Origin of the sequence: Tenacibaculum piscium, assembly GCF_021390715.1 — a bacterium.
In the GTDB taxonomy this organism is placed as follows: Bacteria; Bacteroidota; Bacteroidia; order Flavobacteriales; family Flavobacteriaceae; genus Polaribacter; species Polaribacter piscius.
Genome location: NZ_JAJGWT010000001.1, coordinates 96,912 through 123,903, shown reverse-complemented (window position 1 = coordinate 123,903; position 26,992 = coordinate 96,912). Strand labels below are relative to the sequence as shown.

Annotated in this window: 18 protein-coding genes and 3 tRNA genes; 14 read left to right on the top strand and 7 right to left on the bottom strand. The window is 30.8% G+C overall.

All coding sequences use genetic code 11. The features are described from left to right. Positions 1 to 3 precede the first annotated feature (3 nt). The 6 genes from L0U77_RS00550 to L0U77_RS00525 all read left to right on the top strand — a co-directional run bounded on the left by L0U77_RS00550 (position 4) and on the right by L0U77_RS00525 (position 6,797). The gene (locus L0U77_RS00550) at positions 4 to 2,052 is read left to right on the top strand and encodes an HD family phosphohydrolase (protein WP_193699674.1); all 2,049 of its coding nucleotides are present in this window, start codon (positions 4 to 6) and stop codon (positions 2,050 to 2,052) included. A 106-nt stretch (positions 2,053 to 2,158) separates the two neighbouring features. Then, a tRNA-Ser gene (locus L0U77_RS00545) sits at positions 2,159 to 2,242 on the top strand. Positions 2,243 to 2,259: 17 nt separating this feature from the next. Continuing rightward, a tRNA-Pro gene (locus L0U77_RS00540) sits at positions 2,260 to 2,334 on the top strand. Positions 2,335 to 2,365: 31 nt separating this feature from the next. Further along, positions 2,366 to 2,439, top strand: a tRNA-Arg gene (locus L0U77_RS00535). 540 nt (positions 2,440 to 2,979) lie between these two features. Continuing rightward, entirely contained in the window at positions 2,980 to 6,210 is a 3,231-nt protein-coding gene (locus L0U77_RS00530; protein ID WP_233900601.1) for an Eco57I restriction-modification methylase domain-containing protein, read from the top strand. Between the two features lie 59 nt (positions 6,211 to 6,269). After that, entirely contained in the window at positions 6,270 to 6,797 is a 528-nt protein-coding gene (locus tag L0U77_RS00525; RefSeq protein WP_233900599.1) for a heme-binding protein, read from the top strand. 8 nt (positions 6,798 to 6,805) lie between these two features. Here L0U77_RS00525 and L0U77_RS00520 read toward each other — a convergent pair whose 3' ends face one another. The 3 genes from L0U77_RS00520 to L0U77_RS00510 all read right to left on the bottom strand — a co-directional run bounded on the left by L0U77_RS00520 (position 6,806) and on the right by L0U77_RS00510 (position 12,658). After that, the gene (locus L0U77_RS00520; RefSeq protein WP_193699677.1) at positions 6,806 to 7,393 is read right to left on the bottom strand and encodes a sigma-70 family RNA polymerase sigma factor; all 588 of its coding nucleotides are present in this window, start codon (positions 7,391 to 7,393) and stop codon (positions 6,806 to 6,808) included. Between the two features lie 265 nt (positions 7,394 to 7,658). Continuing rightward, positions 7,659 to 9,512 (bottom strand): porin family protein, encoded by a 1,854-nt coding sequence (locus L0U77_RS00515; protein WP_233900598.1) that lies wholly within the window; start codon positions 9,510 to 9,512, stop codon positions 7,659 to 7,661. A gap of 95 nt (positions 9,513 to 9,607) precedes the next feature. Then, a complete protein-coding gene (locus tag L0U77_RS00510) occupies positions 9,608 to 12,658 on the bottom strand; it encodes a tetratricopeptide repeat protein (protein ID WP_233900596.1) in 3,051 nt (1,016 codons plus the stop codon). A gap of 170 nt (positions 12,659 to 12,828) precedes the next feature. Here L0U77_RS00510 and L0U77_RS00505 point away from each other — a divergent pair, with 170 nt between their 5' ends. Then, the gene (locus L0U77_RS00505) at positions 12,829 to 13,509 is read left to right on the top strand and encodes a cell division ATP-binding protein FtsE (protein ID WP_101917903.1); all 681 of its coding nucleotides are present in this window, start codon (positions 12,829 to 12,831) and stop codon (positions 13,507 to 13,509) included. 112 nt (positions 13,510 to 13,621) lie between these two features. On the opposite strand, the gene L0U77_RS00500 is transcribed toward L0U77_RS00505, so the two are convergent. The 4 genes from L0U77_RS00500 to asnB all read right to left on the bottom strand — a co-directional run bounded on the left by L0U77_RS00500 (position 13,622) and on the right by asnB (position 19,776). Continuing rightward, the gene (locus L0U77_RS00500; protein WP_233900592.1) at positions 13,622 to 14,548 is read right to left on the bottom strand and encodes a malate dehydrogenase; all 927 of its coding nucleotides are present in this window, start codon (positions 14,546 to 14,548) and stop codon (positions 13,622 to 13,624) included. A gap of 135 nt (positions 14,549 to 14,683) precedes the next feature. After that, on the bottom strand, positions 14,684 to 15,727 hold the full coding sequence (locus L0U77_RS00495; RefSeq protein ID WP_233900591.1) for a DUF6588 family protein: 1,044 nt from the start codon (positions 15,725 to 15,727) through the stop codon (positions 14,684 to 14,686). A 147-nt stretch (positions 15,728 to 15,874) separates the two neighbouring features. Continuing rightward, positions 15,875 to 17,812, bottom strand: a complete 1,938-nt coding sequence (gyrB, locus tag L0U77_RS00490) for a DNA topoisomerase (ATP-hydrolyzing) subunit B (RefSeq protein WP_233900589.1) — start codon at positions 17,810 to 17,812, stop codon at positions 15,875 to 15,877. A gap of 299 nt (positions 17,813 to 18,111) precedes the next feature. Continuing rightward, positions 18,112 to 19,776 carry an asparagine synthase B gene (asnB, locus tag L0U77_RS00485; protein WP_233900588.1) on the bottom strand — a complete coding sequence of 555 codons (1,665 nt, stop codon included), beginning with the start codon at positions 19,774 to 19,776 and terminating at the stop codon, positions 18,112 to 18,114. Positions 19,777 to 20,155: 379 nt separating this feature from the next. Between asnB and L0U77_RS00480 the strand changes: the two genes are divergently transcribed. The 7 genes from L0U77_RS00480 to trpA all read left to right on the top strand — a co-directional run bounded on the left by L0U77_RS00480 (position 20,156) and on the right by trpA (position 26,955). Continuing rightward, positions 20,156 to 21,556, top strand: a complete 1,401-nt coding sequence (locus L0U77_RS00480; protein WP_233900586.1) for an anthranilate synthase component I family protein — start codon at positions 20,156 to 20,158, stop codon at positions 21,554 to 21,556. Between the two features lie 341 nt (positions 21,557 to 21,897). Next, positions 21,898 to 22,476 carry an anthranilate synthase component II gene (locus tag L0U77_RS00475; RefSeq protein ID WP_233897020.1) on the top strand — a complete coding sequence of 193 codons (579 nt, stop codon included), beginning with the start codon at positions 21,898 to 21,900 and terminating at the stop codon, positions 22,474 to 22,476. A 25-nt stretch (positions 22,477 to 22,501) separates the two neighbouring features. Continuing rightward, positions 22,502 to 23,491, top strand: a complete 990-nt coding sequence (gene trpD / locus L0U77_RS00470; protein WP_233897021.1) for an anthranilate phosphoribosyltransferase — start codon at positions 22,502 to 22,504, stop codon at positions 23,489 to 23,491. A 30-nt stretch (positions 23,492 to 23,521) separates the two neighbouring features. Further along, complete coding sequence (gene trpC / locus L0U77_RS00465) at positions 23,522 to 24,310, top strand: indole-3-glycerol phosphate synthase TrpC (RefSeq protein WP_233900585.1); 789 nt, start codon at positions 23,522 to 23,524, stop codon at positions 24,308 to 24,310. A 2-nt stretch (positions 24,311 to 24,312) separates the two neighbouring features. Beyond that, complete coding sequence (locus L0U77_RS00460) at positions 24,313 to 24,975, top strand: phosphoribosylanthranilate isomerase (RefSeq protein ID WP_233900583.1); 663 nt, start codon at positions 24,313 to 24,315, stop codon at positions 24,973 to 24,975. 29 nt (positions 24,976 to 25,004) lie between these two features. Further along, positions 25,005 to 26,183, top strand: coding sequence for a tryptophan synthase subunit beta (gene trpB, locus L0U77_RS00455; protein ID WP_233900582.1), 1,179 nt, complete (start codon positions 25,005 to 25,007; stop codon positions 26,181 to 26,183). A gap of 4 nt (positions 26,184 to 26,187) precedes the next feature. Next, the gene (trpA, locus tag L0U77_RS00450) at positions 26,188 to 26,955 is read left to right on the top strand and encodes a tryptophan synthase subunit alpha (protein WP_233900577.1); all 768 of its coding nucleotides are present in this window, start codon (positions 26,188 to 26,190) and stop codon (positions 26,953 to 26,955) included. Positions 26,956 to 26,992 lie beyond the last annotated feature (37 nt).

Below are 26,992 nucleotides of genomic sequence, written 5' to 3'. Positions count from 1 at the left end.
AAAATGAACGATTTTATCAATAAACTATATAAAAATAATGCGATTATCTATAAAGTATTATTGTTTCTGATAGCCGTTTTGGCAATTGTATATTTATTCCCAAAAGCAGGACAATTTAAATACGATTATACGCAAGGAAAACCTTGGCAATACGATAATTTATACGCTCCTTTTGATTTTGCCATTGAAAAAACAGCCAAAGAAATTGATGAAGAAACAAAAGAAATCAGCAATAATTTAAAAAAATATTTCGTGTATAATGAAGAAACTCCCGCACGTGTTTTAACCAGTTATATTCGAAAAATAACGCTATCAGATTCATTAGCAACCAAAGATTTGACCGTTTTAAAAGAGTTGGGAACAACGATTATCAACAAAATATATGCCTACGGTTTTTTAGAAGACGCTAGTATTCCCAAAGCAAATCAAGATGAATTAATCTTGCTAAGAAAAGGAAATGCTATTGAAGATGTGCCTTTTGCTAGATTAGTACAATCAAAAGATATCCTGAAATTTATCGCCGAAAATACGCATAAAGTCGATGCTCAAAAACAAGAAATACTTTTAAATCGTTTATCCGAAGCACTCGAACCGAATGTTATTTTTGATACAAAATATAGTACAAAAGAATTAAACGAAGCTTTAAAACAACTTTCGTATGTAAAAGGAAAGGTATCAAAAGGAGAATTAATTATTTTAAAAGGCGATATTGTAAAAGCAACGAAATTTAATGTTTTAAAATCGTATGAAAAAGCCTCGAGTTCGCAACTTTTAACCAAATCGAATTATAATTGGATTGTTTTCGGATACACAATTTTAGTGTCCTTAGCCTTGTTGATGCTCTTATTATTTCTTCATAAATATCGATTAGAAATTTTTAATGATAATAATACTGTTACGTTTATTATTTTCAATGTTTTTTTTATAATTTTCGTACAAACCTTGGTTGTTAAATTTAATCCTGAATATCTGTATGTTGTTCCGTTGAGTATTTTACCGATTATATTAAAAACTTTTTTTGATGCTCGTTTAGGACTTTTTACACACGTGCTTACGGTGTTATTATTAGGGTTTATTGTACCCAATAGTTTTGAATTTATTTATCTTCATATTATTGCTGGAATTGTAGCAATATTAACAGTTTCAGAGCTTTATAAACGGGCGAGTTTATTTATATCGGTTGGTCAGATTACCTTAATTTATATGCTTACTTATTTTGCTTTTTCCATTTTGAAAGAAGGAAGTGCCGATAAAATAAATTGGTCGTATTTTGGAATGTTTGCTGCCAATGGATTGTTATCATTTTTGGTGGTATTTTTCATTTATTTTTATGAAAAAATCTTCGGATTGGTTTCTGATGTTACGTTATTAGAATTATCGAATACCAATTCGAAGTTGTTAAGAGATTTAAATGAAAAAGCTCCAGGAACTTTTCAACATTCGATGCAGGTGGCGAATTTGGCAGAAGCAGCCGCCAATGAAATAGGAGCAAATTCAATGTTAGTTAGAACTGGTGCGTTGTATCATGATATTGGTAAAATGGAAAATCCGATGTATTTTGGCGAAAATCAATCAACAGGTGTAAATCCTCATAATGATTTATCAGCAGAAGAAAGCGCACAAATTATTCTAAATCATGTAATTAATGGAATTGAAATTGCAAAGAAAAATAATTTACCCGATAGAATTATTGATTTTATAAGAACTCACCACGGAACAACTATTGCGTATTATTTTTATAAAAAAGCAGTTGAAGAACACGGGGAAGAGGCAGTAAATATCAAAAAATATCAATATCAAGGACCGATTCCTTTTTCAAAAGAAACAGCAATTTTAATGATGTGTGATGCTTCAGAAGCGGCTTCAAAGAGTTTAAAAAATCCAACAGCACAATCGGTGGATATTTTAATTGATAAAATTATTGAGAAGCAAAAAAACGATAATCAGTTTATAAATTCCGATATCACCTTTAGAGAGATAGAAAAAATAAAAAAAATTATTAAAGTTAAATTAATGAGTATCTATCATTTACGTATCGAGTATCCAGAATGATGAAAAAAAAACGAAAAAAAATAAAAAAAAGCTTGTGAAATCTTTTAATTAGATGTAGATTTGCACTCGCAATTTAAGGTTGTTATTTATAACAGTTATTAAATTAGGAGAGGTGCCAGAGTGGTAATGGAGCAGATTGCTAATCTGTCGACGGGTGACTGTCGCCAGGGTTCGAGTCCCTGTCTCTCCGCAATTAAGATGACTAATCGGGGTGTAGCGTAGCCCGGTCATCGCGCCTCGTTTGGGACGAGGAGGTCGCAGGTTCGAATCCTGCCACCCCGACACAGTTGTACGTAGCAACTTTAAAAACTACGGGCTCTTAGCTCAGCTGGATAGAGCACCTCCCTTCTAAGGAGGCGGTCGGAGGTTCGAATCCTCCAGGGCTCACTTAAACCTTACTAGAAATAGTAAGGTTTTTTGTTGTTTAAATGTTTTCTGTGTCAGCAAATGTGTCAGCAATTTTGTTGTTTCTTAGTTTTAAATAGATAGATTGGGTAAATACATATGTTGGGCGAATACATAGGTTGGGCGAACACATAGGTTCGCCCCTACGGATTATCAATGTAGGGGCAGACCTATGTGTCTGCCCCCACTTTTTTTTTGAAATCCATCTGCTCTGTTTTGCAAACACACAGATTGGGCGAATACATAGGTTGGGCGAACACATAGGTTGGGCGAACACATAGGTTCGCCCCTACGGATTATCGATGTAGGGGCAGACCTATGTGTCTGCCCCACTTTTTTTTTGAAATCCGTCTATCCTTTTTGTAAATATATCTGCCCTTTTTTGGAAATTTATTCGCCCATATTTTTCATCGACTTTATTATTGAAAAAATCATTATTTTATTTTTATCATTTTCAACACTAAAAAAATTTTCGATACAACTTTTTTAAAGTAAATTTATCAGCAATAAAAAAAGCTATAAATGTCGTTATTTCAAAAATCCGTATTAAAAAAACATCTCAAACTTCAAGAAAAAGAAATTGTAGAAAAAGCCTACAAAAAATACACAAAGTATTTTCTAAATCCTACCATACAAGAAAATATCAGAAGCTCAAAAGAAGAAGAATATCAAGGTATTTTTTTAACGGAATTATTTGTTACTATTTTAGATTATACCCTAAAACCAAATGCCGATTTTAACCTAGTTGCCGAATATAAAAATCAAACAAATGCACGAAAAGCAGATGGCGCAATTTTAAACGATAATATTGCTATTGCCGTTATCGAATTAAAAGGCACGAAAACCAAGGATTTAGAAAGCATCAGAAAACAAGCTTTTGATTATAAAGCAAATCAGAAAGGCTGTGTTTATGTAATTACTTCCAATTTTGAAAAATTACGATTCTATATAAACGATGCCACCGAATTTGAAGAATTTAATCTTTTTGAACTTACTAAAGAACAGTTTCAATTCTTGTATTTGTGCTTGCATAAAGATAATATCATAAATAATATTCCTTTAAAAATTAAAGAAGCATCCGTAGTTAAAGAAGAACAAATTACGAAAGAATTTTATAACGATTATTCGCTTTTTAAAAGAGAATTATATAGAGATTTAATAAAACAGAATTTAAAGAATCCTGTTTTTAGAACCGAACAGGAAAAAGAAAATATTGATAGCATTAATAAAAATATCAAACTTAGTCTGTTTAAAAAATCGCAAAAATTAATTGATAGATTTCTGTTTATTTTCTTTGCCGAAGATAGAGGTTTATTACCGCCAAATTCAACACTTCAAATCCTTGAAAATTGGGATAAATTAAAAGATTTAGATGTTGAAGTTCCGTTATATAATCGCTTTAAACTGTATTTTAAATATTTAGATACTGGTAGAGAAGGAACAGACAAAAAAGCCGAAATTTTCGCTTATAATGGCGGACTTTTTAAACCTGATGCCGTTTTAGATTCGCTTATTTTAGATGATACTTTACTGTATAAACATACTAAAAAATTATCGGAATATGATTTTGATAGCCAAGTTGATGTAAATATTTTAGGACATATTTTTGAAAATTCATTAAATGAAATTGAAAGTGTAAATGCTGAAATTCAAGGTTCAAATTTTGATAAACAAACAAGTAAACGTAAAAAAGATGGCGTTTTTTATACGCCAAAATACATCACAAAATATATTGTAGATAATACCGTTGGTAAACTTTGTACCGAAAAGAAAACAGAACTTGGTATCAAAGAAGATGACTATTTTAAAGGACGAAAAAACAGAAATAAAACAACGATTATTAAATTAGTTTCGTTCTTAGATGTTTATCGAGATTGGTTATTAAAACTGACTATTTGCGACCCCGCTTGTGGTTCGGGAGCATTTTTAAACCAAGCTTTAGATTTTTTAATTAAAGAACACACCTATATTGACGAACTAAAAACCAAACTTTTAGGCGGTGGTTTTGTATTTCCTGATATTGAAAATAAAATCCTTGAAAATAATATTTTTGGAGTCGATTTAAACGAAGAATCCGTAGAAATTGCGAAACTTTCTCTCTGGCTAAGAACCGCACAACCTAGACGAAAATTAAACAACTTAAATAGCAATATTAAATGTGGAAATTCTTTAATTGATAGTAAAACCGTTGCAAGAGATAAAGCCTTTAAATGGGAAAATGAGTTTCCTCAAATATTTGAAAATGGCGGTTTTGATGTGATTATTGGAAATCCGCCGTATGTTAGACAAGAATTATTTAAAGAGATAAAACCTTATTTAGAAAAAAATTATAAATGCTATAATAGTGTAGCCGATTTATATACTTATTTTATTGAAAAAGGTATTAATTTAATGAATGAAAAAGGTTTGTTTTCATTTATTCTGCCTAATAAATTTCTAAAAGCCACTTATGGGAAAAATATAAGAAAGGTTATGAAGGAAGATGCTAATTTAGAATTATTGTTAGATTTTGATGATTATCCTGTTTTTGCCGATGCAACTACGTATCCAATTATTTATATTTTAAATAAAAAATCGGATAATAAAGCAAAAACATTTTTGTTTTCTGAAATTAATAAAAGAGATAATACGGACGACCCAATTATCACTTTAGAAAATAAAAAACATTTAGTTTCTTGTGATTCTTTAACTGATGAAATGTGGAATTTTATTGATATTACTTCATTTAAACTTTTAGAAAAAATAAAAAAAGATTCTATAAGTTTAGGCGATTTTGTTGATAAAAAAGTATTTAGGGGTTTAACAACAGGGAGAAATGAAGCTTTTACAATTGATTCAGAAAAGCGAGAAGAATTAATAACTAAAAACTTTAAAAATAAAGAACAAATAAAGGTTTTAGCTACAGGTAAAGAAGTAAAAAGAAATACATTTAATTTTCAAGATAAATATTTATTATTTACAGGATATGATTTAGATATTCTTAATGATTTTCCAGATATAAAAGAAGAGTTAGATAATTATAAAGATGTATTAATAAAAAGATATGACCAAGGTGTTAATTATTGGAATTTGAGAGCTTGTGCTTACTATGAAGAAATGCAACAGCCTAAAATTATATATCCAAGAATAAATAATAGAGGTAATTTTTATCTTGATGAAAAAGGAGAGGTTTTTTTGTTAGATAATAATTTCTTTATTTCTACTGACTCAAAATCATTATTAGCTTTTTTAAATTCTAAACTTGTATTCTTTTATTTGAAAAATATTTGTACAACATTACAAGGTGGTTTTTACGATTTTAGAAGAGATAAAATAACAACAATTCCAATTTCAAATAATTTTAACAATATAGATTTAGAATTATCTGTCTTATCAGAAAAATTAATTAATTTATCAAATAAAAATAATTTAACATCTAACAATTTCCAAAACTATCTAAAGCAAAAATTTCAATTAGAAAAGTTATCAAAAAAGCTTCAAAACTGGCACGATTTAGAATTTGGCGATTTTATAAAAGAACTCAACAAGGCGATAAAAAGCAATAATAAAGAACTTGTAAAAAACGAACAGCCAATAATTCCCGTACTTACAAAACTAGATGAAATGGATTGGATGGATGTTTTTATGGTAAAAAAAGCCGAAGCTCAGGCGTTAAAAACACAAATAAATCAAACCGATACAGAAATTGATGCGATGGTTTATAAATTATACAATTTAACCGATGCTGAAATTGCGATTGTAGAGAATAGTTAAGACTATTTTTGTAGTTTTTTGTACTTTGCAACATAAAAATAGTAAAGAAATCCATTAAGATGAAAAAAATTATTATCATAATTATTTTTGGAATATTGACCAATGTATATTCTCAAAAAAACCTTGAAAAATTGCCTAAAAATGAAGATGATAACATCATTAAAAAAATAGAATTAGAGAGTTTTAGTAATCGAGTAGGGCTTGAAATCGGTATGGCGATTGTAGATTTAGCCAAAGAACGCCAACAGCGTGTTGCGGTAAAAATCGAGCGATTAAATTACACGATATTTTTATATGTTGATGATAATTTACCTGCCGATAAGCTGAATTGGTTACGCCGTAAAGCGAATGTTGTTAAAAATTTTGAAGAAAGTTCATTGAGTGTAAAACATCAATTAAAGAAAGGAAAAATGACGTTAAATGGCACTTTTGCCTTAGATTCGAAGGAATATTTAGCTCGAGGCGGTTCGATTCCTATTTTTGTTAAAAATGTGGGAATGGTTGCTATTGTATCGGTTTCAGGGCTTCACGACAAGCAAGACCACGCTATTATTATCGATGGTTTAAAGAAGCGATTTGTCAAATAAATTACAGGTTATAAATTACAGATTTTACAATCTTTTTTATCTTTAATTTCGCCCACTAATTTGCCATTTTCGTTTGTTACAAATCCGCAACAATCGATAAAACCTTTCGTTATCATTTTGCGACCTCTTTGAATTTGCGATTTTGTTGTTGATAAACTTTGTTGTAAAGTATCGGCAATTTCTTGTTGTTTTACGCCTTGTATATCTGATAAAAGTAAAGGGATTCGATATTTTTTAGGTAGATTTTTTAAGATACCTTCTAAACAATCTTTAGCGGTGTGTATTTCTGCGGATTTTATATTTGTAGAGGTTTCGAAATTGGCAAATTCGAATGTTTTATTGTTATTTTTAAAATAATCGAGTATTGAATTTCGGGCAATGCTAAAAACCCATGATTTGAGTTTTGTAGTATCTTTTAGGGTGTTTATTTTGGTGTGTATTTTAATGAACGTATCTTGTAGGATATCGTCAGTATTGCTGGCATTTTTAACGTTACTTAAGATAAAATATTTAAGGTCGTCACTATATTTTTTCCAAATATAATTGGTTGTTAATTCTGATGTTACGGTTGCTATTTTGGCTTGTTTTTTGGTCATTTTTTTCTGAAATAAAAACAGTAATTATTTAATGAAAAATAATTACTGTTATATTTTATACATTTTGTATGCTAGTAAATTTTAGCAATTACAATGATTACAAGTACAATTTTCACAGGTACAATTTAAGCAATTTCCTGTTTTACATCCTTCGCAATTACACGTACATTGATTTTTATGGTTCATAATTTTTGGTTTTAAAGTTCATATAATAGACGTTAAAAACCTTAAAAAGATGCATTTTTATAGTTAAAATATATTTTTTTTAAAAAAGTGCATCAAATTTCCAGCTTAATCCGCCCATTGCTTGAAAACCTTGTACGTTAAAATTATTAAATCTTTGGTAATCCGTATTTAAAATATTATTCAGATGTAGAAATACTGAAAAAGAATCGCTTATATGATAGCCTCCATTTAAATTAATATCGAAATAACTTTCTAAATCGATTGTTTTAAATGTTGTTTCAGGGATTACGTTATATTCTTTTGCTTTTCGTTCTCCGACAAAGAATAAATTTGTTCCAGCATACCATTTATGAGTTTTGTAGGTTGCAAAAAATTCTCCTTTTATTTCTGGTGTATTCCAAGGTGCTAATTCGTTGGTAAGCGTAAATTGGTTGAATTGTCCATTAATTCCTAAACTCATATTTTTGAAGCCATCAAAAGCAAGTTCACCGAAGAAAGAAACTTTTGTAATATCGTCATATTCGGTATTAAAAGAGTTTCCGTAATCGTATCCGAGGAAGGAGAAAGCATCTGTTCCAGCGATATTTTTTCCATTCGATTTTGATTGCTGTATGCTTGAAAAAGCGTTATTTTCAATATCGGCATAACTCGCTTTTAGATGATAACTAAATTGATTGGGTAATTTCCCTCTAAACCCAGCAAAAGCATTGTATTTTTCGTTGGTTTGTAGGAGTTTTTGCGTGGGTGAAATATACGGATTTTCATTTGCTAAAGATTGATACGAATTGGTTTTTAAATCTCCAGAAGCTCCCAAAAAGATGGTTAGATATTCTTTTACAATAGGATATGAAATTTCAACATCAGGATATACAAAAATATTATTTTGACTATTTTCGATGTCCATTGAAAAGTATGTTTTAGCTCCAATTTTCACGGAAATATCGTGTGCTAAAAATTCGTAACTTGGATGTATTCCAAAAGTAAAAAAGCTGTGTTTTAATCCGTCTGAATTGTTTGAATTGTTTGAATTTGTTGTTGATTTCAGATATGATTTTTCAAATTTAGTTCCTAAATACGTAAGAGTTGTTTTTATTTCCAAGTCGTTTAAATCACGATAAATAACATCTAACGGGAATTTAAAGGTTGCATCTGCATCAAATTCAAATTCACTACTGCTTAGTATATCAGAAAATAAAGAAACCTTTGTGTTTGCTGATGAAATAAAAGAATCATCAAAGATAACTTCACCAAAAACATGGATTGAATTATATGCTTGTTCGGGTTCGATACGGCTAATTGTGGCATCTGTAAAGCTGATATTTTCAGGTAAACCGTACCAATTATGTTTATTTCTAGAAGCATTAATTCCAGCTTTCCAGTTGTAATAGCGTTCGTATTGGGTATAAAATAATTTCAAACCCATGGTATAATATGTGCTATTGAGCTGGCTATTTTCGATAGGATTTGACGATAGTAAAAATTTTAAATCTGCACCAAATTCGCTGTCATAATTTTCATTTTTTCTAATAGATGCTTCAAAAAATGGAGTCATTTTATTGGCGAAACCTAAGGCGAAATAGTTTGGATAAAATTCTTCTTTTTTTCCTAAATCAATTTTTTTCATTACGCCACTTTTGGGGATAAAAGTAGAGGCAACGGGTACGGAAAAAATGGTATATTCTAGTGCTTTTTTTTGAGTTTCTTTGGTGTGTTCTATTTGTGGTTTTTGTTTGATTTTAAAAGCATCTGTAATTTTTGGAACGTAGGAAGTAACAACATTTACGACTTCTGTTTTTATGATGGTATCTGTTTTTATGGCATTTTTTTCTTGTCTATTTTCCTGTTTGTTTTCTTGTTTTTTTTCTTGTGCATTTGCGATTGATATCACGAATAAAACAAGTAGTATTGAGTATTTTTGTATTAAATTAATCATTGAATTAATCATTAAATTTTTGAATTAATTTTGAATTATTTTTTTTAAATATAAATTGCCGAGTATAAAATTTCGAGTATAAATTTGAACGAATTTTAGTTTTTAGTACTAACAGATTCGTTTGTTTTCGCTTCTTTAATTTTGATGGCTCTAAGTTCGCTAGTTGCTTCTTCGGTAATATCTTTATGTTCGGTAAAATTTTTGATAATATTTTCTAAGATATAGGTTGCTTGATAGGCATCATTTAGTGCGTTATAATTTTTTGCCATGATAATATAACTTTTCACGCCCCAATATTTATAGGAAGAATAATTGGCGATTAAGTTTTGCACGGCTTTATTAGACGCTTGATATTCTTTATTTTCATTTAAAAAGAAGGCGTTATAGTATAGGCTTTCTGCTTTTAATTCTCCTGTTGCTTTTCTGCTTACTTCGTAAAAATATTCTTCAGCGGTTACAAAATCGTTTGTTTTAAAGGCGGAGCGTGCGATAATTATTTTAGCATCTTCGGTAATATTTGTGGCTACTTTATCGGTTGCTAATACTTTTTCTGCGTATGAAATTGCATTGTTATAGTTTTCTTTTTGATAATATCCTTTCATCAAATTGCTTTGTGCAAAAATAATATTTTGCGGATAATTGGCTGATTTCTCTAATTTTTCGAGGATTGTAATTCCGTTATTCCAGTCTTCTTTTTCCAGATATATTTTGGCAAGTTTAGTGAGTGCAATTTCGGTAAATTCGCTTTTTTCTTGTTGAATTACATAGCTATAATTAGGGATTGCACTTTTAAATTGATGGGTATTATTATAAGCTTCGGCGAGATAAAAGTGTGCATTTAAGGCGTGTATTCCAGCTGGAAAAGCGGTTAAATATTTTTTAAAACCGATAATTGCTTTTTGGTTTTTATTTTCAAGGAATTTATTTTCAGCCGATTGATAGGTTGCGTTATCGAGGTCGGCATCGGTAACATTTATAAAGAGTACATTTTTAACCCAAGTGGCGTATTCATCTACTTTTCCTAGGTCGATATATACATTTTTCACGTTGCTAACGGCTTGTTTTGCTTCTTTCGAATTTGGGTGTTTTGCAACGACTTCTTTATATTTCTGTAATGCTTTTTGCTTATCATTTTGATTATTATATAATAATCCTTGACGCAAAAGTACATTGGGAACATAATTACTATTTGGATATTTTGCTAATAAATTTTCGTATGTTTTTTGAGCTTTTTGGGTGTTGTTTACCGTTGTGTAAGTGGTTGCTAATTGAAACAGGGCATCATCTTGTAATTGAGAATCAGGATATTGATTTTCAAGTGTTTTAAAGGCGATAATTTTCTGGGTATTTTTCCCCATAAAACCGTAACTCATCGCTGTTTGATATTGGGCATAATCTGCACCAACGCCTCCTTGTTCAATTACTTTTTGATACGAATTAATCGCTTCTGAAAATTTATTAGAGGCATAAAAAGAATCTCCTAATCGGTTAGAAGCGTCATCATTTAAGTTGTTATCATTTAATTTTGTATTTAAAAATTGCTGGAAATATTCGGCTGATTTTTGATAATTTTTCAGTTTAAAATAGGTGTAGGCAATATGATACGGTAATTTTTCAGCTTCTTTAAAATCTGTATTGGAGATTTGTAAAAAGTGGTTCAGGGCATTTTGATAATTTCCGATAGTATAATCAGTTTCCGCAAGCCAAAAAATACTTTTATTACGAGTAATTTCGTTTATTGATAGGGTTGCTTTTTCAAAATGTGGTGTTGCTTCGAGCAGTTTATTTTCATTAAATAATTGAATTCCTCTGTACAAAGAAATTTCGTTGACAAGATTTTTATTTTTTGCTGATTTAGAGTTTTTCAAATATGTTAATGCACCTTGATAATCTTGTTGGTATAAGAAGGAGGTAATTAGCAAATCGCTAATTTCGTTGGCGTTGGTATTGTTTGGATATTTAGCTAAAAACCCTTTTAAAACTTCGGGAACACTTTGATAAGGATTTCCTAATTCGTAGCTTAATTTGGCATAATTTAGCCAAGCACTTTCGGTTATTTTGGCATCGAAATCCATTTCGCTGGCATTTTTAAAAGCGTTTAAGGCTTCCATTTTTTTCTGCGATTCCAAATAACATTCGCCTAAATGATAGTACGCATTTTGTGCTACTTTGTTGCTTCCATCAATAATTTTATTAAAATTATTAATGGCTTCTTCGTAGTTTTTTTGCTGATAATAGGCATATCCTAAATAATAATAATCGGTGTTTTTCCATTTTCCGTTTGTACCTTTGTAGGCTTTTAAATAGGGAATAGAAGCCTCATATTTTTTCAGATTAAAATAACTTTCTCCTACTATTTTAGAGATTTGAGAAATTTCTTTTTCCTCTTTTTTATTTTTCTTTGATTCTTTTAATGCTGTTAACAGTTGTTCTCCAATTTTTATTGATTTATCAAAGCGTCCTGCTTTAAAGCTGATATCTAAAATATAATAATTTGCTTTTGCTTTGTAGGTTGCATCGTTTGCTAATTGGCTTAAATTATCTTCAGCTTCGCCAAAATTTTCTTGTTTATAGGCGATATATCCGAAATAATATCGGGCATCGTTTCCATAAACAGAACTTCCTAATAAGGTTTTAAAATGTTCTTTTGCATCCTTTAGATAATTAGAAACCAGTAGTGCATAGCCCATTTTATAATTTAATTCATCTCTTTCTGGTTTATTTAATTGATTTATGGTTACTTTTTGATACCATTTTAAGGCGTGTGCGGCTTTTCTGTTGGCAAAATAATGGTTTCCGACATTTAAAAAAGCCTTTTCTTTTTTATTGTTCTGCGGATAATTTCTTACAAATGCCAACACTTTTTCATTGGCATCATCTTGTCCTTGTTTGATGGCACACATGGCATCGTAATAATGGGCATCGGCTTTTATATTTTTATGGGATTCAGAATTTTTATAAACCTCTTTGAATAAGGCTTGTGCGGCACCATATGCCTTATTGTTATACAGTTTTATCGCTTGATAATACTTGGATTTTACCCCAATATTTAGTTCCGATTCTTGTGCTATTATCGTAGTTGAAATAGTAGAAAATGCTATTAAAAATAATAGATAATAGCTTTTTTTTGAATAAATAAATCTCATGTTTTTTAATTATCTATTTTAATTATAAGAACTATAACGTTCTTTTTTTATTTTTGTTGGTAAACGATGTGTTAAAATATACATCAAAAGTAAGAAATGTTCTAGAATTAAGTAATAAAATTTTAGCTTTGTAACAACTCGAATTAAATCAAATTAACGATATATAAAAAATGGAAAAACCTGTTTTACATCTTGAAAATGCCGATATTTATCAGCAAGATACGCTCGTATTATCAAACGTTAATTTTAGTTTACATAAAGGGGATTTTTATTATCTGATAGGAAAAACAGGAAGTGGAAAAAGCAGTTTATTAAAAACGCTATATGGCGATTTACCATTACAAGAAGGTGTCGGAGAAATTGTAGGATTCGATTTAACAGCAACCAAACAAAATGACATTCCTTTTTTAAGAAGAAAATTAGGTATTGTTTTTCAGGATTTTAAGCTTTTAAATGATAGAAATGTGTTTAAAAATTTAGAATTTGTTTTAAAAGCAACTGGCTGGAAAGATAAAGTTGAGATTGAAAATAAAATTCACGAAGTGTTGGGTAAAGTTGGCATGCAAGAAGAATGCTATAAAAACACGTTTGAATTATCGGGAGGGGAGCAACAACGAATTGCGATTGCTCGGGCTTTATTAAACGATCCTGAATTAATTTTAGCTGATGAGCCAACAGGAAATTTAGATCCGAAAACATCGTTAGAAGTCATGGAATTATTAAATGAAATTCATAAAAGCGGGAAAACAATTTTAATGGCAACACATGATTATCAATTAATTGTGAAGTTTAAGCAAAAAACATTAAAATGTGAAGATGGCGAACTTTTTGAAGTACAGCAATCGGTTTAACTTTTATTAATTTGAGTGCTTTTATATTAAAATAACATCAAAAATAAAAACCCGTATAATTAAAATTATACGGGTTTTTTTATCGCTTTAAAAAATAGTAAAGAATTATTTTTTATAAGTTTAAAGCAGCATTGTTATTTTTTACTGCTTCGGCAGAGGCAACTAAATTTGCTTTTTCTGCTTCTGATAAATTAATTTCAACGATTTTTTCAATTCCGTCTTTTCCTAAAACAACAGGAACTCCGATACATAAATCAGACAAACCAAATTCACCGTCTAATAATGCTGAACAAGGGAATATTTTTTTAGTATCACAAGCAATCGCTTGTACCATTCCTGAAACTGCTGCTCCTGGTGCATACCAAGCAGAAGTTCCTAATAAACCAGTTAAAGTAGCACCACCAACTTTGGTATCTTGCAATACTTTTTCTAATCTTTCTTCTGATAAAAATTCAGAAACAGGTACAGAATTACGAGTTGCTAAACGCGTTAAAGGAAGCATTCCTTTATCAGAATGTCCACCAATTACCATTCCATCAACATCAGAAATAGGCGCACCTAAAGCTTCTGCTAAACGATATTTAAAACGTGCAGAATCTAAGGCTCCACCCATTCCTATAATTTTATTTTTAGCCAATCCAGTCGCTTTGTGTACTAAATAGGTCATCGTATCCATAGGATTCGAAACTACAATAATAATCGTATTTGGTGATTGTTCCACTAAACTAGTAGCAACCATTTTTACGATTCCTGCATTAATTCCTAATAATTCATCACGAGACATTCCTGGTTTACGAGCAATACCAGAGGTAATTACACAAATATCAGAACCCGCAGTTTTACTGTAATCACCAGTCGTACCAGTAATTTTAGTATCAAAACCATTTAAAGAGGCTGTTTGCATTAAATCCATTGCTTTCCCTTCTGCAAAACCTTCTTTAATATCCACTAATACAACTTCTGATGCGAAATTTTTAATAGCAATATACTCTGCACAACTTGCCCCTACAGCACCTGCTCCTACAACTGTTACTTTCATATTTTTATATTTTAATTGTGATGATTAATTTAGTTATACAAAAATAACGATTTGAACATCGATATAAAAGTAAAAGCCCATTGAAATTTCAACGGGCTTTTATACTAATTTTTTAGGTGTTTTTTTAGGTTGATTTTATCTAAAACTAAATGCAATTCCAGCATTTACAGTATTGTATTCTTGTAGCGTATAACTTCCAAATATTTTAAAGAATCCTAAACTTAAGCGAGTTCCGATAGTAGCATTAAATCCGTTTGTTTTTTGATTTAATGATACTGGATTTTTCCCTAAGTTTTCTTCGACATTTATTGCTGGAAAATTTTCTAATTGATAGCTTGCAATAAAATCGGTATCTGCTTTTATTTTTAATTTGGTTGTTCCGCCGTTGTAACCTGCTCCACCATAAAAATTGATAAATGGAAAGTTAATAGAGGCAATTGCTTGAACTGTATAACTGTTTAATTGAAATTCAGTAATGGCATTTGTGGCTCTTATATTTTCATTGATAATATCCATACTATAATCAACAGTCATTTTGGTGTAACCCGCTACTATGGAAACATGTAATGGTGTTTTTTCCATAGGTCCAAACAGGCTTGTAATTTCTTTTTTCAAACCGAAACCAAGTAAGTTTCCTTTCACTTCATCGGAACCTACTTCAGGAATATAACGTACGATAGCTTCTAATTTAAAGGGTAATCCTACGCCTATTTGAACGGCAGGTGCAGGAATAGCACTTATTGGTAAATCTTCTTTAATTCCTTCTGGAAGTGTAAATTTAGCACTTACTTTTTGACCTTTTATAGTTGTTTCATATTTTAGTTTAGCAAGAGCGTTCTCTTTACTTCCTGCCACTGTTGAAGAAGAAGTTACGCCATTTACAACGGTTGTATTTTTTGATAAATTTAAGGTTGTAAGATTAAAAACTTCATCTTTTGAAGGCACAAGAGAGGCATTTGCACCGATGGTAATATCAAAACCAAATTTTTTATGGACTTTCGCTGTGTGATACCAGCCATTATTCATACTATATATTAACCCTTTCATAGCAGGACTGATATAGGCTTCTGTTAACTTTTCAGCATCTTTTTTTGCTAAAAGAATGGTTTCTAATTCTTGTGCTTTTATAGTACCTATTATGCTAAAAATAGCCAATATAACTAGGGGGATTTTTTTCATTTTACTAGATTTAATTTTTAAACAAATGTATCAAAAAAGCTCCGTCTTATAAGACGGAGCTTTTTAAATTTTATTTCTTAATGAAGATTTAATAGAAACTCAATAAAAAGTTAATATAAAAATCTTTTCTTTAAAAAAGATAAAATATTAAGCATCAATATTTGCATATTTAGCATTTCGTTCGATAAAATCTCTACGAGGCGGTACATCATCTCCCATTAACATCGAAAAAACTCTATCTGCTTCGGTAGGGCTGTCAATAACAACCTGACGTAAAGTTCTAAATTCAGGATTCATGGTAGTATCCCATAATTGTTCTGCATTCATTTCCCCAAGACCTTTATAACGTTGTATGCTTACGTTTCCACCTAACTTTTTAGCAATTAAATCACGTTGATTATCATCCCAAGCGTATTCACGTTTTTGTCCTTTTTTCACTAAATATAAAGGAGGCGTAGCAATATAAATATACCCTTGCTCAACCATTTCACGCATATATCTAAAGAAAAATGTTAAAATTAAGGTAGCAATATGCGATCCATCGACATCGGCATCACACATAATAACTACTTTATGATACCGAACTTTTGATAAATTTAAAGCTCTAGGATCTTCTTCTGTTCCGATAGAAACACCTAATGCAGTAAACATATTTTTGATTTCTTCGTTCTCAAAAACCTTGTGTTGCATGGCTTTTTCAACATTCAAAATTTTCCCACGTAATGGAAGAATTGCTTGAAAATTTCTATCACGTCCTTGTTTTGCTGTTCCACCTGCCGAATCTCCCTCAACTAAGAAAATTTCACATTGTGCAGGATCAGTTTCAGAACAATCTGATAATTTCCCAGGTAAACCACCAATTGACATTACAGTTTTACGCTGTACCATCTCTCTTGCCTTACTTGCTGCATGACGTGCGGTTGCTGCTAAAATTACTTTTTGAACAATTGTTTTAGCATCATTCGGATTTTCTTCTAAGTAATTCGTTAACATTTCTGAAACAGCTTGTGATACTGCGGCAGAAACTTCTCTATTTCCTAATTTTGTTTTTGTTTGTCCTTCAAATTGAGGCTCTGCAACTTTTACAGAAATAATTGCCGTTAACCCTTCACGGAAATCATCACCAGCAATTTCGAATTTCACATTTTTTAATAAACCAGAATTTTCGGCATATTTTTTTAATGTTCCAGTTAATCCTCTACGGAAACCAGATAAATGTGTTCCACCTTCGTGTGTGTTAATATTGTTTACATACGAATGTAAATTTTCAGAATATGACGTATTATACACCATGGCAACTTCAACAGGAATTCCGTTTTTTTCACCTTCCATAGAAATTACTTTGGAAGTTAGTTGCTCACGTGTAGAATCTAAATATTTAATAAATTCAGGCAAACCTTCATTACTATGAAAAACTTCAGAAATAAAATTTCCTTCATCATTGGTGTTACGCTTATCGGTTAAGGTAATGGTAATACCTTTATTTAAAAACGATAACTCACGCATACGAGTAGCCAACGTTTCGTAATTAAATTCCGTTGTTTGCTTAAAGATAGATTTGTCAGGTAAAAAAGTAACAATCGTTCCTGTAAAATCAGTTTCGCCAATTTTCTTTACAGGATATAAAGCCTTTCCTTGAGAATATTGTTGTTCCCAAATACTTCCTTCTTTATGAACAGTTGCCGTTAAAAGATCAGAAAGAGCATTTACACAACTTACACCAACACCGTGTAAACCTCCAGAAACTTTATAAGAATCTTTATCAAATTTACCACCAGCACCAATTTTAGTCATTACAACTTGCAATGCAGAAACGCCTTCTTTTTTATGAATTCCTACAGGAATACCACGACCATTATCTTTGGTTGTAACAGAATTATCTTCATTAATTGTAACATCAATGGTATCACAATAACCACCCATTGCTTCATCGATAGAATTATCGACAACTTCATAAACTAAGTGATGTAAACCTCTAACGCCAACATCTCCAATATACATTGATGGACGCATTCTAACGTGTTCCATACCTTCTAAGGCCTGGATACTCGACGCATCATAATTACCTTTATTTTCTTCGCTCATTATAAAAAAGAGTTAATTAATTTTTGTTTTTTTACTGTTTTTATCACAAAAAAACTATTAAATTTTTTTCTGCGGATAAAAAAACAGCTTTTACAAAAATACAATTATTTCAAAATATTTTAAAGCTTTTTAGTTATTGATGTTTAAAAATCAAAATATTTGCTGATATTTTAAAAGTGTCTTAAAATGTATTTAAAATTCTTTATTTAGGTTTTTTTTGTTTTTTTAAGATGATAAAATTAATTAATAATAAAAAAACCTCGCAAAAGCGAGGTTTTAAATATTTAAAATTATTTTTTTTAGTAAGAATCGTCGTGAACATTAGCAATTGCTCTTCCAGAAGGTTCGTTCATATTTTTAAAAGCTTCATCCCATTCTAAAGCAATAGCGGTACTACAAGCAACACTCGCTTCTTGTGGAACACTTAATGCCGCAGTATCACTAGGAAAATGCTCTTCAAAAATAGTTCTATAATAAAATTCCTCTTTGTTAGTTGGCGTTTGAATTGGGAATCTGAATTTAGCATTTGCTAATTGTTCATCCGTAACTTCTTTATCAACAACTTCTTTTAAAGTATCAATCCAATCATAACCAACGCCGTCAGAAAATTGTTCTTTTTGTCGCCAAGCAACACTTTCAGGTAACATATCTTCAAAAGCTTTACGAATTACCCATTTTTCCATGCGTTCACCGTTAATCATTTTATCCTGCGGATTGATGCGCATTGCAACATCCATAAATTCTTTATCTAAAAATGGCACACGTCCTTCAATTCCCCAAGCCATTAAACTTTTGTTGGCTCTTAAACAATCGTACATGTGTAATTTTTCTAATTTACGCACAGTTTCTTCGTGAAATTCTTGTGCGTTTGGTGCTTTATGAAAGTATAAATATCCTCCAAAAAGTTCATCAGCTCCTTCGCCAGATAATACCATTTTAACACCCATTGACTTTATAACACGTGCCATTAAATACATTGGCGTAGAAGAACGAATGGTAGTAATATCGTAGGTTTCGATGTTGTAAATAACATCTTTAATCGCATCTAAACCTTCTTGAATGGTAAATTTTATTTCATGATGAACCGTTCCGATATGGTCGGCAACTTTTTTTGCGGCAGCCAAATCGGGCGAACCTTCTAAACCGACAGAAAAAGAATGTAACTGCGGATACCAAGCTGCTGAGGTATCATCAGATTCAATTCTTTTTTGTGAATATTTCTTCGCAATTGCAGAAATAACAGAAGAATCTAATCCTCCAGAAAGTAAAACTCCGTAAGGAACATCACTCATTAATTGTCTGTGAACTGCTGCTTCTAAAGCTTCTTTTACTTCGGAAATACTCGTTTCGTTGTCTTTTACGGCTTGATAATCTTCCCAATCTCTTTTGTACCATTGCACAAATTTTCCATCTTTGCTCGACATATAATGTCCTGGAGGAAATAATTCGATTTTCGCACAAACTCCTTCCAAAGCTTTTAATTCAGAAGCAACATAAAAAGTTCCATTCTGATCCCAACCGATATATAAAGGAATAATTCCCATGTGATCACGGGCGATAAAATATTCATCTTTTTCAACATCGTACAAAGCGAAACCGAAAATTCCGTTTAAATCATCTAAAAAATCAACGCCTTTTTCTTTGTAAAGTGCTAAAATTACTTCACAATCGGAAGCGGTTTGAAATTCGTACGAAGTTGTAAGATTTTTAGCTAATTCTCTGTGGTTGTATATTTCGCCGTTTGCTGCTAAAATGAGTTTTTTATCAGCACTAAATAAAGGCTGTTGCCCAGAAGCAGGATCTACAATTGCCAATCTTTCGTGCGCCATAATTACTTTGTCATCGCTATAAACACCACTCCAATCTGGTCCACGATGTCTGATTTTTTTAGCCATTTCTAAAACTTGAGGTCGTAAACTATCCGAAGGTTGTTTTAAATCAAACGCACATACAATTCCACACATAACTTTATATTTTTAATTTTCTTGTTCTTATTTATGATGCAAATATCAGATAAAGGTTTGTTTTTATAAACAATAATTTGTTTTTTGATTACATATTGAAACAATAATTTGTTTTTTGGTTATTTATTGTAATTTTAAAAACTATTTTTAGTTGTTTTAGATGTTTTTTATCATTTTAGATAAAAATTGTAATAATTTAAAGAAGAAAATAAATTATTAAAATAACTTTCATATATTTGTATCACAATGATGAAACAAAACAACATATGGTGGTGGAACTCTCTTAATAAATAAGTGAGCGGAAACCTATATGTTATATTATATAAAGAAAAGGCTTATCTCACGATAAGCCTTTTTTGTTTTTAATAATAAAATTAAAATGAATAAAACGACATTCAAAACAGTCAGTAAAAAACGAATTTCAGATACAATTACTCCAGTAGGTTTGTATTTACGATTTAGAGATAAATATGCAAATACTTTATTGTTAGAAAGTTCCGATTATCATAGTAAAGAAGAAAGTTTTTCTTTTATTGCTATCGAACCTGTGCTAACGATGAAAGTAGAAAATCATGATTTTATTGTTTCTAGGCAAGGAAATATTATCGAAAAAAATGCGATTGATAAAAAGGATACTAATTTTTATAACTTGTTTGATAAATTTTCAAAATCAATCAATTTAGATTGTGATTCTGCTTTAAAATCGTTCAACGGATTATACGGATATTCAACGTATGATAGCGTTCAATATTTTGAAAATATCGTATTAAATGTAAAAGATGCACCGTCAAAAATACCTTTAATGCAGTATAGTTTTTACAGATTTATAATCGCCATCAATCATTTTAATGATGAAATGATGATTATTGAAAACGTAGAAGCAGGAACTGAATCAAGAATTTCAGCAATAGAAACCATCATTGAAGCCCAAACTTTCAACACTCAAAAATTTGAAATCGATGGACAAGAAACTTCTAATTGCACCAACGAAGATTTTAAAGAATATGTTGTAAAAGCAAAAGCTCATTGTAAAAGAGGCGATGTTTTTCAATTGGTTTTATCACGCCAATTTCAACAAAAATTTAAAGGAGATGAATTTAATGTGTATAGAGCATTGCGTTCGATAAATCCATCGCCATATTTATTTTATTTCGATTATGGTTCGTTTAAATTAATGGGATCTTCACCAGAAGCACAAATTAAAATTAGCGAAGGAAAAGCGATTATCAATCCAATAGCAGGAACTTTCAGAAGAACTGGCGATATGGCGCAAGATATTAAGCTTGGAAAAAAATTATCCGAAGATAAAAAAGAAACGGCGGAACACGTAATGTTAGTCGATTTAGCACGAAACGATTTAAGCAAACACGCGAATAATGTAAAAGTTGAGGTGTTTAAAGAAGTGCAATATTTTAGCCACGTAATTCACTTGGTTTCTACCGTAAGAGGCGAAATTAAAGGAAATCCGATTGAAATTGTCGGTGCAACTTTTCCCGCAGGAACTTTAAGTGGCGCTCCAAAATATAAAGCGATGCAATTAATCGATACCTATGAAAATCAATCTCGTGGTTTTTATGGCGGTGCAGTTGGAATTATCGGTTTAGACGGTTCTGTAAATTTAGCGATTGCGATTCGTTCATTTGTCAGTAAAAATAATAGGTTGTATTATCAGGCGGGCGCGGGAATTGTAATTCATTCTGATGAAGAAAAAGAATTGCAAGAGGTAAATAATAAATTAGCGGCCTTGAAAAAAGCCTTGATTTTAGCGGAAAATATTTAGGGCGTTCGAGCGGGCTTTCCACTATATCTTTTTATTTTGAAGAAAAATAAAAAGGATGCCGTTGCAATCCCTAACGCAAAAAAAAATCAGCCAGAAATCAAGAAAATAAATATTTAAAAAGATTAATAGTTTGTTTAAAAATTAAATAAAGACTAGATTCTCGTCATGCTGAATTTATTTCAGCATCGCATCAACAGAAGAACTACGGCAAATCAGGATGCGAACCTGAAATAAATTCAGTTTGACGGATGCGATTCCTTATTTTTCTGTGATATTTTTTTTTTCAGATGAAATTTAAACAGGCTCTAAAAATTATTTAATCATTCAATTTTTAAAAGAAGATGAAAATATTAATACTAGATAATTACGATTCATTTACCTATAATTTGGTGCACATGGTCGAAGATATTACGGGAAATTTGCCCGATGTATTTAGAAATGACGAAATTTCAATAGCAGAAATTGACCGTTATGATGTGATTTTTTTATCGCCAGGACCAGGAATTCCTGACGAAGCAGGAATTTTAAAAGAAGTTATCAGAAATTATGCAGGGAAAAAACCCATTTTTGGTGTTTGTTTAGGTTTACAAGCAATTACTGAAGTTTTTGGCGGAGCAATCGAAAACATGGGCGAAGTATTTCACGGAGTTGCTACGGAAATGGAAATCATCAAAAAAGATGCGGTTATTTTTAAAGATATTCCACAGAAATTTAAAGCTGCTAGATACCATTCTTGGACAGCATCGCACAAAAATTTTCCATCAGAATTAATGATTACGGCAAAAGATGAGCAAGGAGGAATTCAAGCAATTCAGCATAAAGAATTTAATTTATCCGCAGTGCAATTTCACCCAGAATCAATATTAACAGAAGTTGGTGAGCAAATAGTTCGAAACTTTTTAGAAAATATCAAAAAATAAAACCTTATAAAAGTCTTTTAAAATCATGAAAGAAATTTTAAATAATTTATATCAACATAAAAGATTATCAAAAGAAGAAGCAAAACAGGTTTTAATTGATATTTCTTCTGGAAAATTTAACGAAGCACATTTAGCTTCTTTTATGACGGTTTTTATGATGCGTCCAATTACGGCGGATGAGCTTGCGGGTTTTAGAAATGCGTTAATAGAATTGGCAATAAAAGTAGATTTATCAGACTATAATACCATCGATATTGTCGGAACTGGTGGCGATGGAAAAGATACGTTTAATATTTCAACAATGACTTCTTTTGTCGTGGCAGGAACTGGGCAAAAAGTGGCAAAACATGGTAATTATTCGGTGTCATCAAAATCGGGTTCTTCGGATATGTTAGAAAGTTTTGGCTATAAATTTACCAACGATGAAGCGGTTTTAAAATCGCATTTAGAAAAAGCAAATATCTGCTTTTTACACGCGCCGAAATTTCATCCAGCAATGAAAGCGGTAAGTGCAACAAGAAAAGAATTAGCGTTAAAAACGTTTTTCAATATTTTAGGACCTTTAGTAAACCCAAGTTCGCCAAAAAATCAATTATTAGGAACGTTTAATTTAGAAGTTGCTCGTCTGTATAATTATATTTTGCAAGAAGAAAATACAAATTACGGAATTGTACATTCGCTTGATGGCTATGATGAAATTTCATTAACAAGCGGTTTTAAATTGTTCACTAAAAATGGCGAACAATTAATAAATCCAGAAGATTTAGGGCAAAAAAGATTGCAACAATCCGATGTTTTTGGAGGACAATCGGTTGCTGATGCGGCTAAAATATTCAAAAATATTATCGAAGGAAACGGAACTCAAGCACAAAATAGCGTAGTTTTAACAAACGCCGCTTTTGCTCTGAAAATTGTTGATGAAAATAAGAGTTTTGAAGATGCATATCAAGAAGCAAAAGATTCTTTATTAGGATTGAAAGCAAAATCTTGTTTATCGGCAATTACAGGTTTGTAAAAATAAAAAGCATAAAAAAAGTACAAAAAAATGACAATTTTAGATAAAATAATTGCCTTTAAGAAAACAGAAGTTGCTAAAATAAAAGCGGAAGTTCCTGTGAGTAAATTGGTGAAAAGTCCGAATTTTAAAAATGACCCTTTTTCATTAAAAAAGTCCTTATTAAAAGCAGGTTCAACAGGAATTATTGCCGAATTTAAACGAAAATCGCCATCAAAAGGAATTATCAATGATACTTCATCAATATTAGAAGTAACAGAAGGTTATTTAAATGCCAACGTAGCAGCGCAATCTATTTTAACGGATACGAATTTTTTTGGTGGAACAATGGCAGATTTGTTAGAAGCTAGAACTGTAAATCAGCAAATACCAATTTTAAGAAAAGATTTTATTGTTGATGGTTTTCAAATTGTTGAAGCAAAAGCAATAGGAGCGGATGTAATTTTATTAATCGCCGCTTGTTTAACAAAACAAGAACTTAAAAATTACGGACAATTAGCAACCGATTTAGGTTTAGAAGTTTTATACGAAATACACACACAAGAGGATTTAGATAAAATTAGTGATTTGGATAATAAAATTATCGGAATTAATAATAGAAATTTAAAAACTTTTGAAGTTGATTTAGAACATTCTATCAACTTGGCAGGGCAAATTCCTGATACCGCAATTAAGGTTTCAGAAAGTGGAATTTCAGATCCTAGAATTATTACAGGCTTAAAAGAATATGGTTTTCAAGGATTTTTAATAGGAGAGAATTTTATGAAAACAAAAAACCCTGGAGAAGCTTGTAAAGATTTTATCGCTCAAATAAGATAAATATGAAATTGAAAGTTTGTGGAATGAAATATGTAGAAAATATCCAACAAGTTGCAGCATTGCAACCTGATTATTTAGGGTTTATTTTCTATGAAAAATCAAAAAGAAATTTTGAAGGAATTATTCCCGATTTACCTAAGGAGATAAAAAAAGTAGGTGTTTTTGTGAATGAAATTCCAGAAATTGTAGTTTCATTAACTGAAGAATATGGTTTAAATACGTTACAATTACATGGTGATGAATCTCCAGGATATGTACAGCGTTTAAGAATCATTTTTGAAGAAAGTATTGCTGAAAAAAAGCAACATCTTAAATATAAAATTCCAGAATTGATAAAAGTATTTGGAATTAAAGATGCGTTCGATTTTGAAGTTTTAAAACCATACGAATCATTAGTTGATTTCTTTTTATTCGATACTAAAGGAAAAGAGCGTGGAGGAAATGGAATTACTTTTGATTGGGCTGTACTTCAAAAATATAATTTAACAAAACCATTTTTTTTAAGTGGAGGAATTGGGTTAGAAGAAGTATCAGAAATAAAAAAAATACAATCATTAAATTTACCTATTTATGCTTTAGATGTAAATAGTAAATTTGAAACATCAGCTGGCTTAAAATCAGTAGAAGATATAACAAAATTTAAAAAAGACCTCAATGTTTTTTAAACCCGTGAGGAATACTAAATAGATAAAAAATGAAATATCAACCAACTAAAGAAGGATATTACGGGCAATTCGGTGGTGCATTTATTCCTGAATTATTACATCCAAACGTACAAGAGTTAGAAGATAATTATATTAAAATTATCGAATCTAAAGAGTTTCAAGACGAATACAAAGCATTGTTAAAAGATTATGTTGGACGTCCTACTCCGTTGTATTTGGCAGAAAGATTATCAGAAAAATATGGTGCTACTATTTATTTAAAACGTGAAGATTTAAATCATACAGGAGCACACAAAGTAAACAATACTGTTGGACAGATTTTAATAGCTAAAAAGCTAGGTAAAACAAAAATTATAGCAGAAACAGGAGCAGGACAACATGGTGTTGCAACAGCTACAGTTTGTGCTTTAATGGGTTTAGAGTGTATTGTTTTTATGGGTGAAAAAGACATTGCAAGGCAAGCGCCTAATGTTGCTCGAATGAAAATGTTAGGAGCTAAAGTTGTGCCTGCATTAAGTGGAAGTAAAACCTTAAAAGATGCTACAAACGAAGCAATTCGTTATTGGATTCAACATCCAGATAGTTATTATTTAATTGGTTCTGTTGTTGGTCCTGCTCCGTATCCTGATATGGTAGCACGTTTACAAGCTATTATTTCAGAAGAAATGAAATGGCAACTAAAAGAAAAAACAGGAAAAGAAAACCCTGATACAATTATTGCCTGTGTTGGAGGTGGTAGTAATGCGGCTGGTGCTTTTTATCATTATTTAGAAGATGAAGAAGTAGGTTTAGTAGCAGTAGAAGCTGGTGGTTTAGGAGTTGATTCTGGTGAAAGTGCAGCAACATCTCAATTAGGACAAGTTGGTGTAATTCATGGAAGTAAAACTATTTTAATGCAAGATGAATACGGACAAATTACAGAGCCATATTCTATTTCTGCAGGATTAGATTATCCTGGAGTTGGTCCTTTACATGCTTTTTTACATGAAACTAAGCGTGCCGAATTTTTGAATGCAACAGATGATGAAGCTTTAGCTGCTGCTTTTGAATTAACCAAATTAGAAGGAATTATTCCTGCTTTAGAAACAGCACATGCATTGGCTGTTTTATCTAAAATGGATTTGAAAAAAGATCAAGTAATTGTTATAAACTTATCAGGAAGAGGTGATAAGGATTTAGAAACGTATATGAAGTATTTAAAAGAATAAAGCCATGAAATTATTAAAAGAAATATTTCAAGAAAAGAAAGATTTACTTTCTATATTTTTTACAGCAGGTTTTCCAAAGTTAGATGATACCACCAAAATTATACACGATTTAAGTGAAAATGGTGTTGATTTTATAGAAGTTGGTTTGCCGTATTCTGATCCTTTAGCAGATGGTACTACGATACAAGACAGTAGCCATAGAGCTTTACAAAACGGAATGAATTTAGATGTTGTTTTTGAGCAATTAAAATCAATTAAAGACACCAATAAAACACCATTAGTTTTAATGGGATATTTGAATCAGCTTATTAAATATGGTGAGGATAAATTTTGTCAAGCAGTAAAAGATTGCGGTATGAAAACTGTTATTTTTCCTGATTTACCAATGATTGAATATGAAAATCATTATAAAGCATTATTCGAAAAGTACGGAATTACTAATGTGTTTTTAATTACGCCTCATACATCTGAAGAACGTATTCGAAAAATTGATGCACTTACTGATGCTTTTATTTATGTAGTTGCTTCGGCATCTATTACAGGAGCAAAAGGAGAAATATCAACAGAACAAATTGATTACTTTAAGCGAATTGAAGCAATGAATTTAAAGAGTAAATTAGTTGTTGGTTTTGGTATATCAGACAATAAAACATTTACAACTGCTTGTAGTTATGCCGATGGTGCAATTATAGGTTCTGCTTTTATTAAAGATTTAGATAAAAATGGAGTAGCAGGTATTTCTAATTTTGTTAGTACTGTTATTAACGCTTAATTTCTATAAAGATGCAATTTGTTTTAATAGTTGTAAA

Bases quoted from the DNA above. Each gene is read 5' to 3' on its own strand.
- L0U77_RS00550 (WP_193699674.1), top strand. From the start codon at position 4: ATGAACGATTTTATCAATAAACTATATAAAAATAATGCGATTATCTAT.
- L0U77_RS00530 (WP_233900601.1), top strand. From the start codon at position 2,980: ATGTCGTTATTTCAAAAATCCGTATTAAAAAAACATCTCAAACTTCAA.
- L0U77_RS00525 (WP_233900599.1), top strand. From the start codon at position 6,270: ATGAAAAAAATTATTATCATAATTATTTTTGGAATATTGACCAATGTA.
- L0U77_RS00520 (WP_193699677.1), bottom strand. From the start codon at position 7,393: ATGACCAAAAAACAAGCCAAAATAGCAACCGTAACATCAGAATTAACA.
- L0U77_RS00515 (WP_233900598.1), bottom strand. From the start codon at position 9,512: ATGATTAATTTAATACAAAAATACTCAATACTACTTGTTTTATTCGTG.
- L0U77_RS00510 (WP_233900596.1), bottom strand. From the start codon at position 12,658: ATGAGATTTATTTATTCAAAAAAAAGCTATTATCTATTATTTTTAATA.
- L0U77_RS00505 (WP_101917903.1), top strand. From the start codon at position 12,829: ATGGAAAAACCTGTTTTACATCTTGAAAATGCCGATATTTATCAGCAA.
- L0U77_RS00500 (WP_233900592.1), bottom strand. From the start codon at position 14,548: ATGAAAGTAACAGTTGTAGGAGCAGGTGCTGTAGGGGCAAGTTGTGCA.
- L0U77_RS00495 (WP_233900591.1), bottom strand. From the start codon at position 15,727: ATGAAAAAAATCCCCCTAGTTATATTGGCTATTTTTAGCATAATAGGT.
- gyrB (WP_233900589.1), bottom strand. From the start codon at position 17,812: ATGAGCGAAGAAAATAAAGGTAATTATGATGCGTCGAGTATCCAGGCC.
- asnB (WP_233900588.1), bottom strand. From the start codon at position 19,776: ATGTGTGGAATTGTATGTGCGTTTGATTTAAAACAACCTTCGGATAGT.
- L0U77_RS00480 (WP_233900586.1), top strand. From the start codon at position 20,156: ATGAATAAAACGACATTCAAAACAGTCAGTAAAAAACGAATTTCAGAT.
- L0U77_RS00475 (WP_233897020.1), top strand. From the start codon at position 21,898: ATGAAAATATTAATACTAGATAATTACGATTCATTTACCTATAATTTG.
- trpD (WP_233897021.1), top strand. From the start codon at position 22,502: ATGAAAGAAATTTTAAATAATTTATATCAACATAAAAGATTATCAAAA.
- trpC (WP_233900585.1), top strand. From the start codon at position 23,522: ATGACAATTTTAGATAAAATAATTGCCTTTAAGAAAACAGAAGTTGCT.
- L0U77_RS00460 (WP_233900583.1), top strand. From the start codon at position 24,313: ATGAAATTGAAAGTTTGTGGAATGAAATATGTAGAAAATATCCAACAA.
- trpB (WP_233900582.1), top strand. From the start codon at position 25,005: ATGAAATATCAACCAACTAAAGAAGGATATTACGGGCAATTCGGTGGT.
- trpA (WP_233900577.1), top strand. From the start codon at position 26,188: ATGAAATTATTAAAAGAAATATTTCAAGAAAAGAAAGATTTACTTTCT.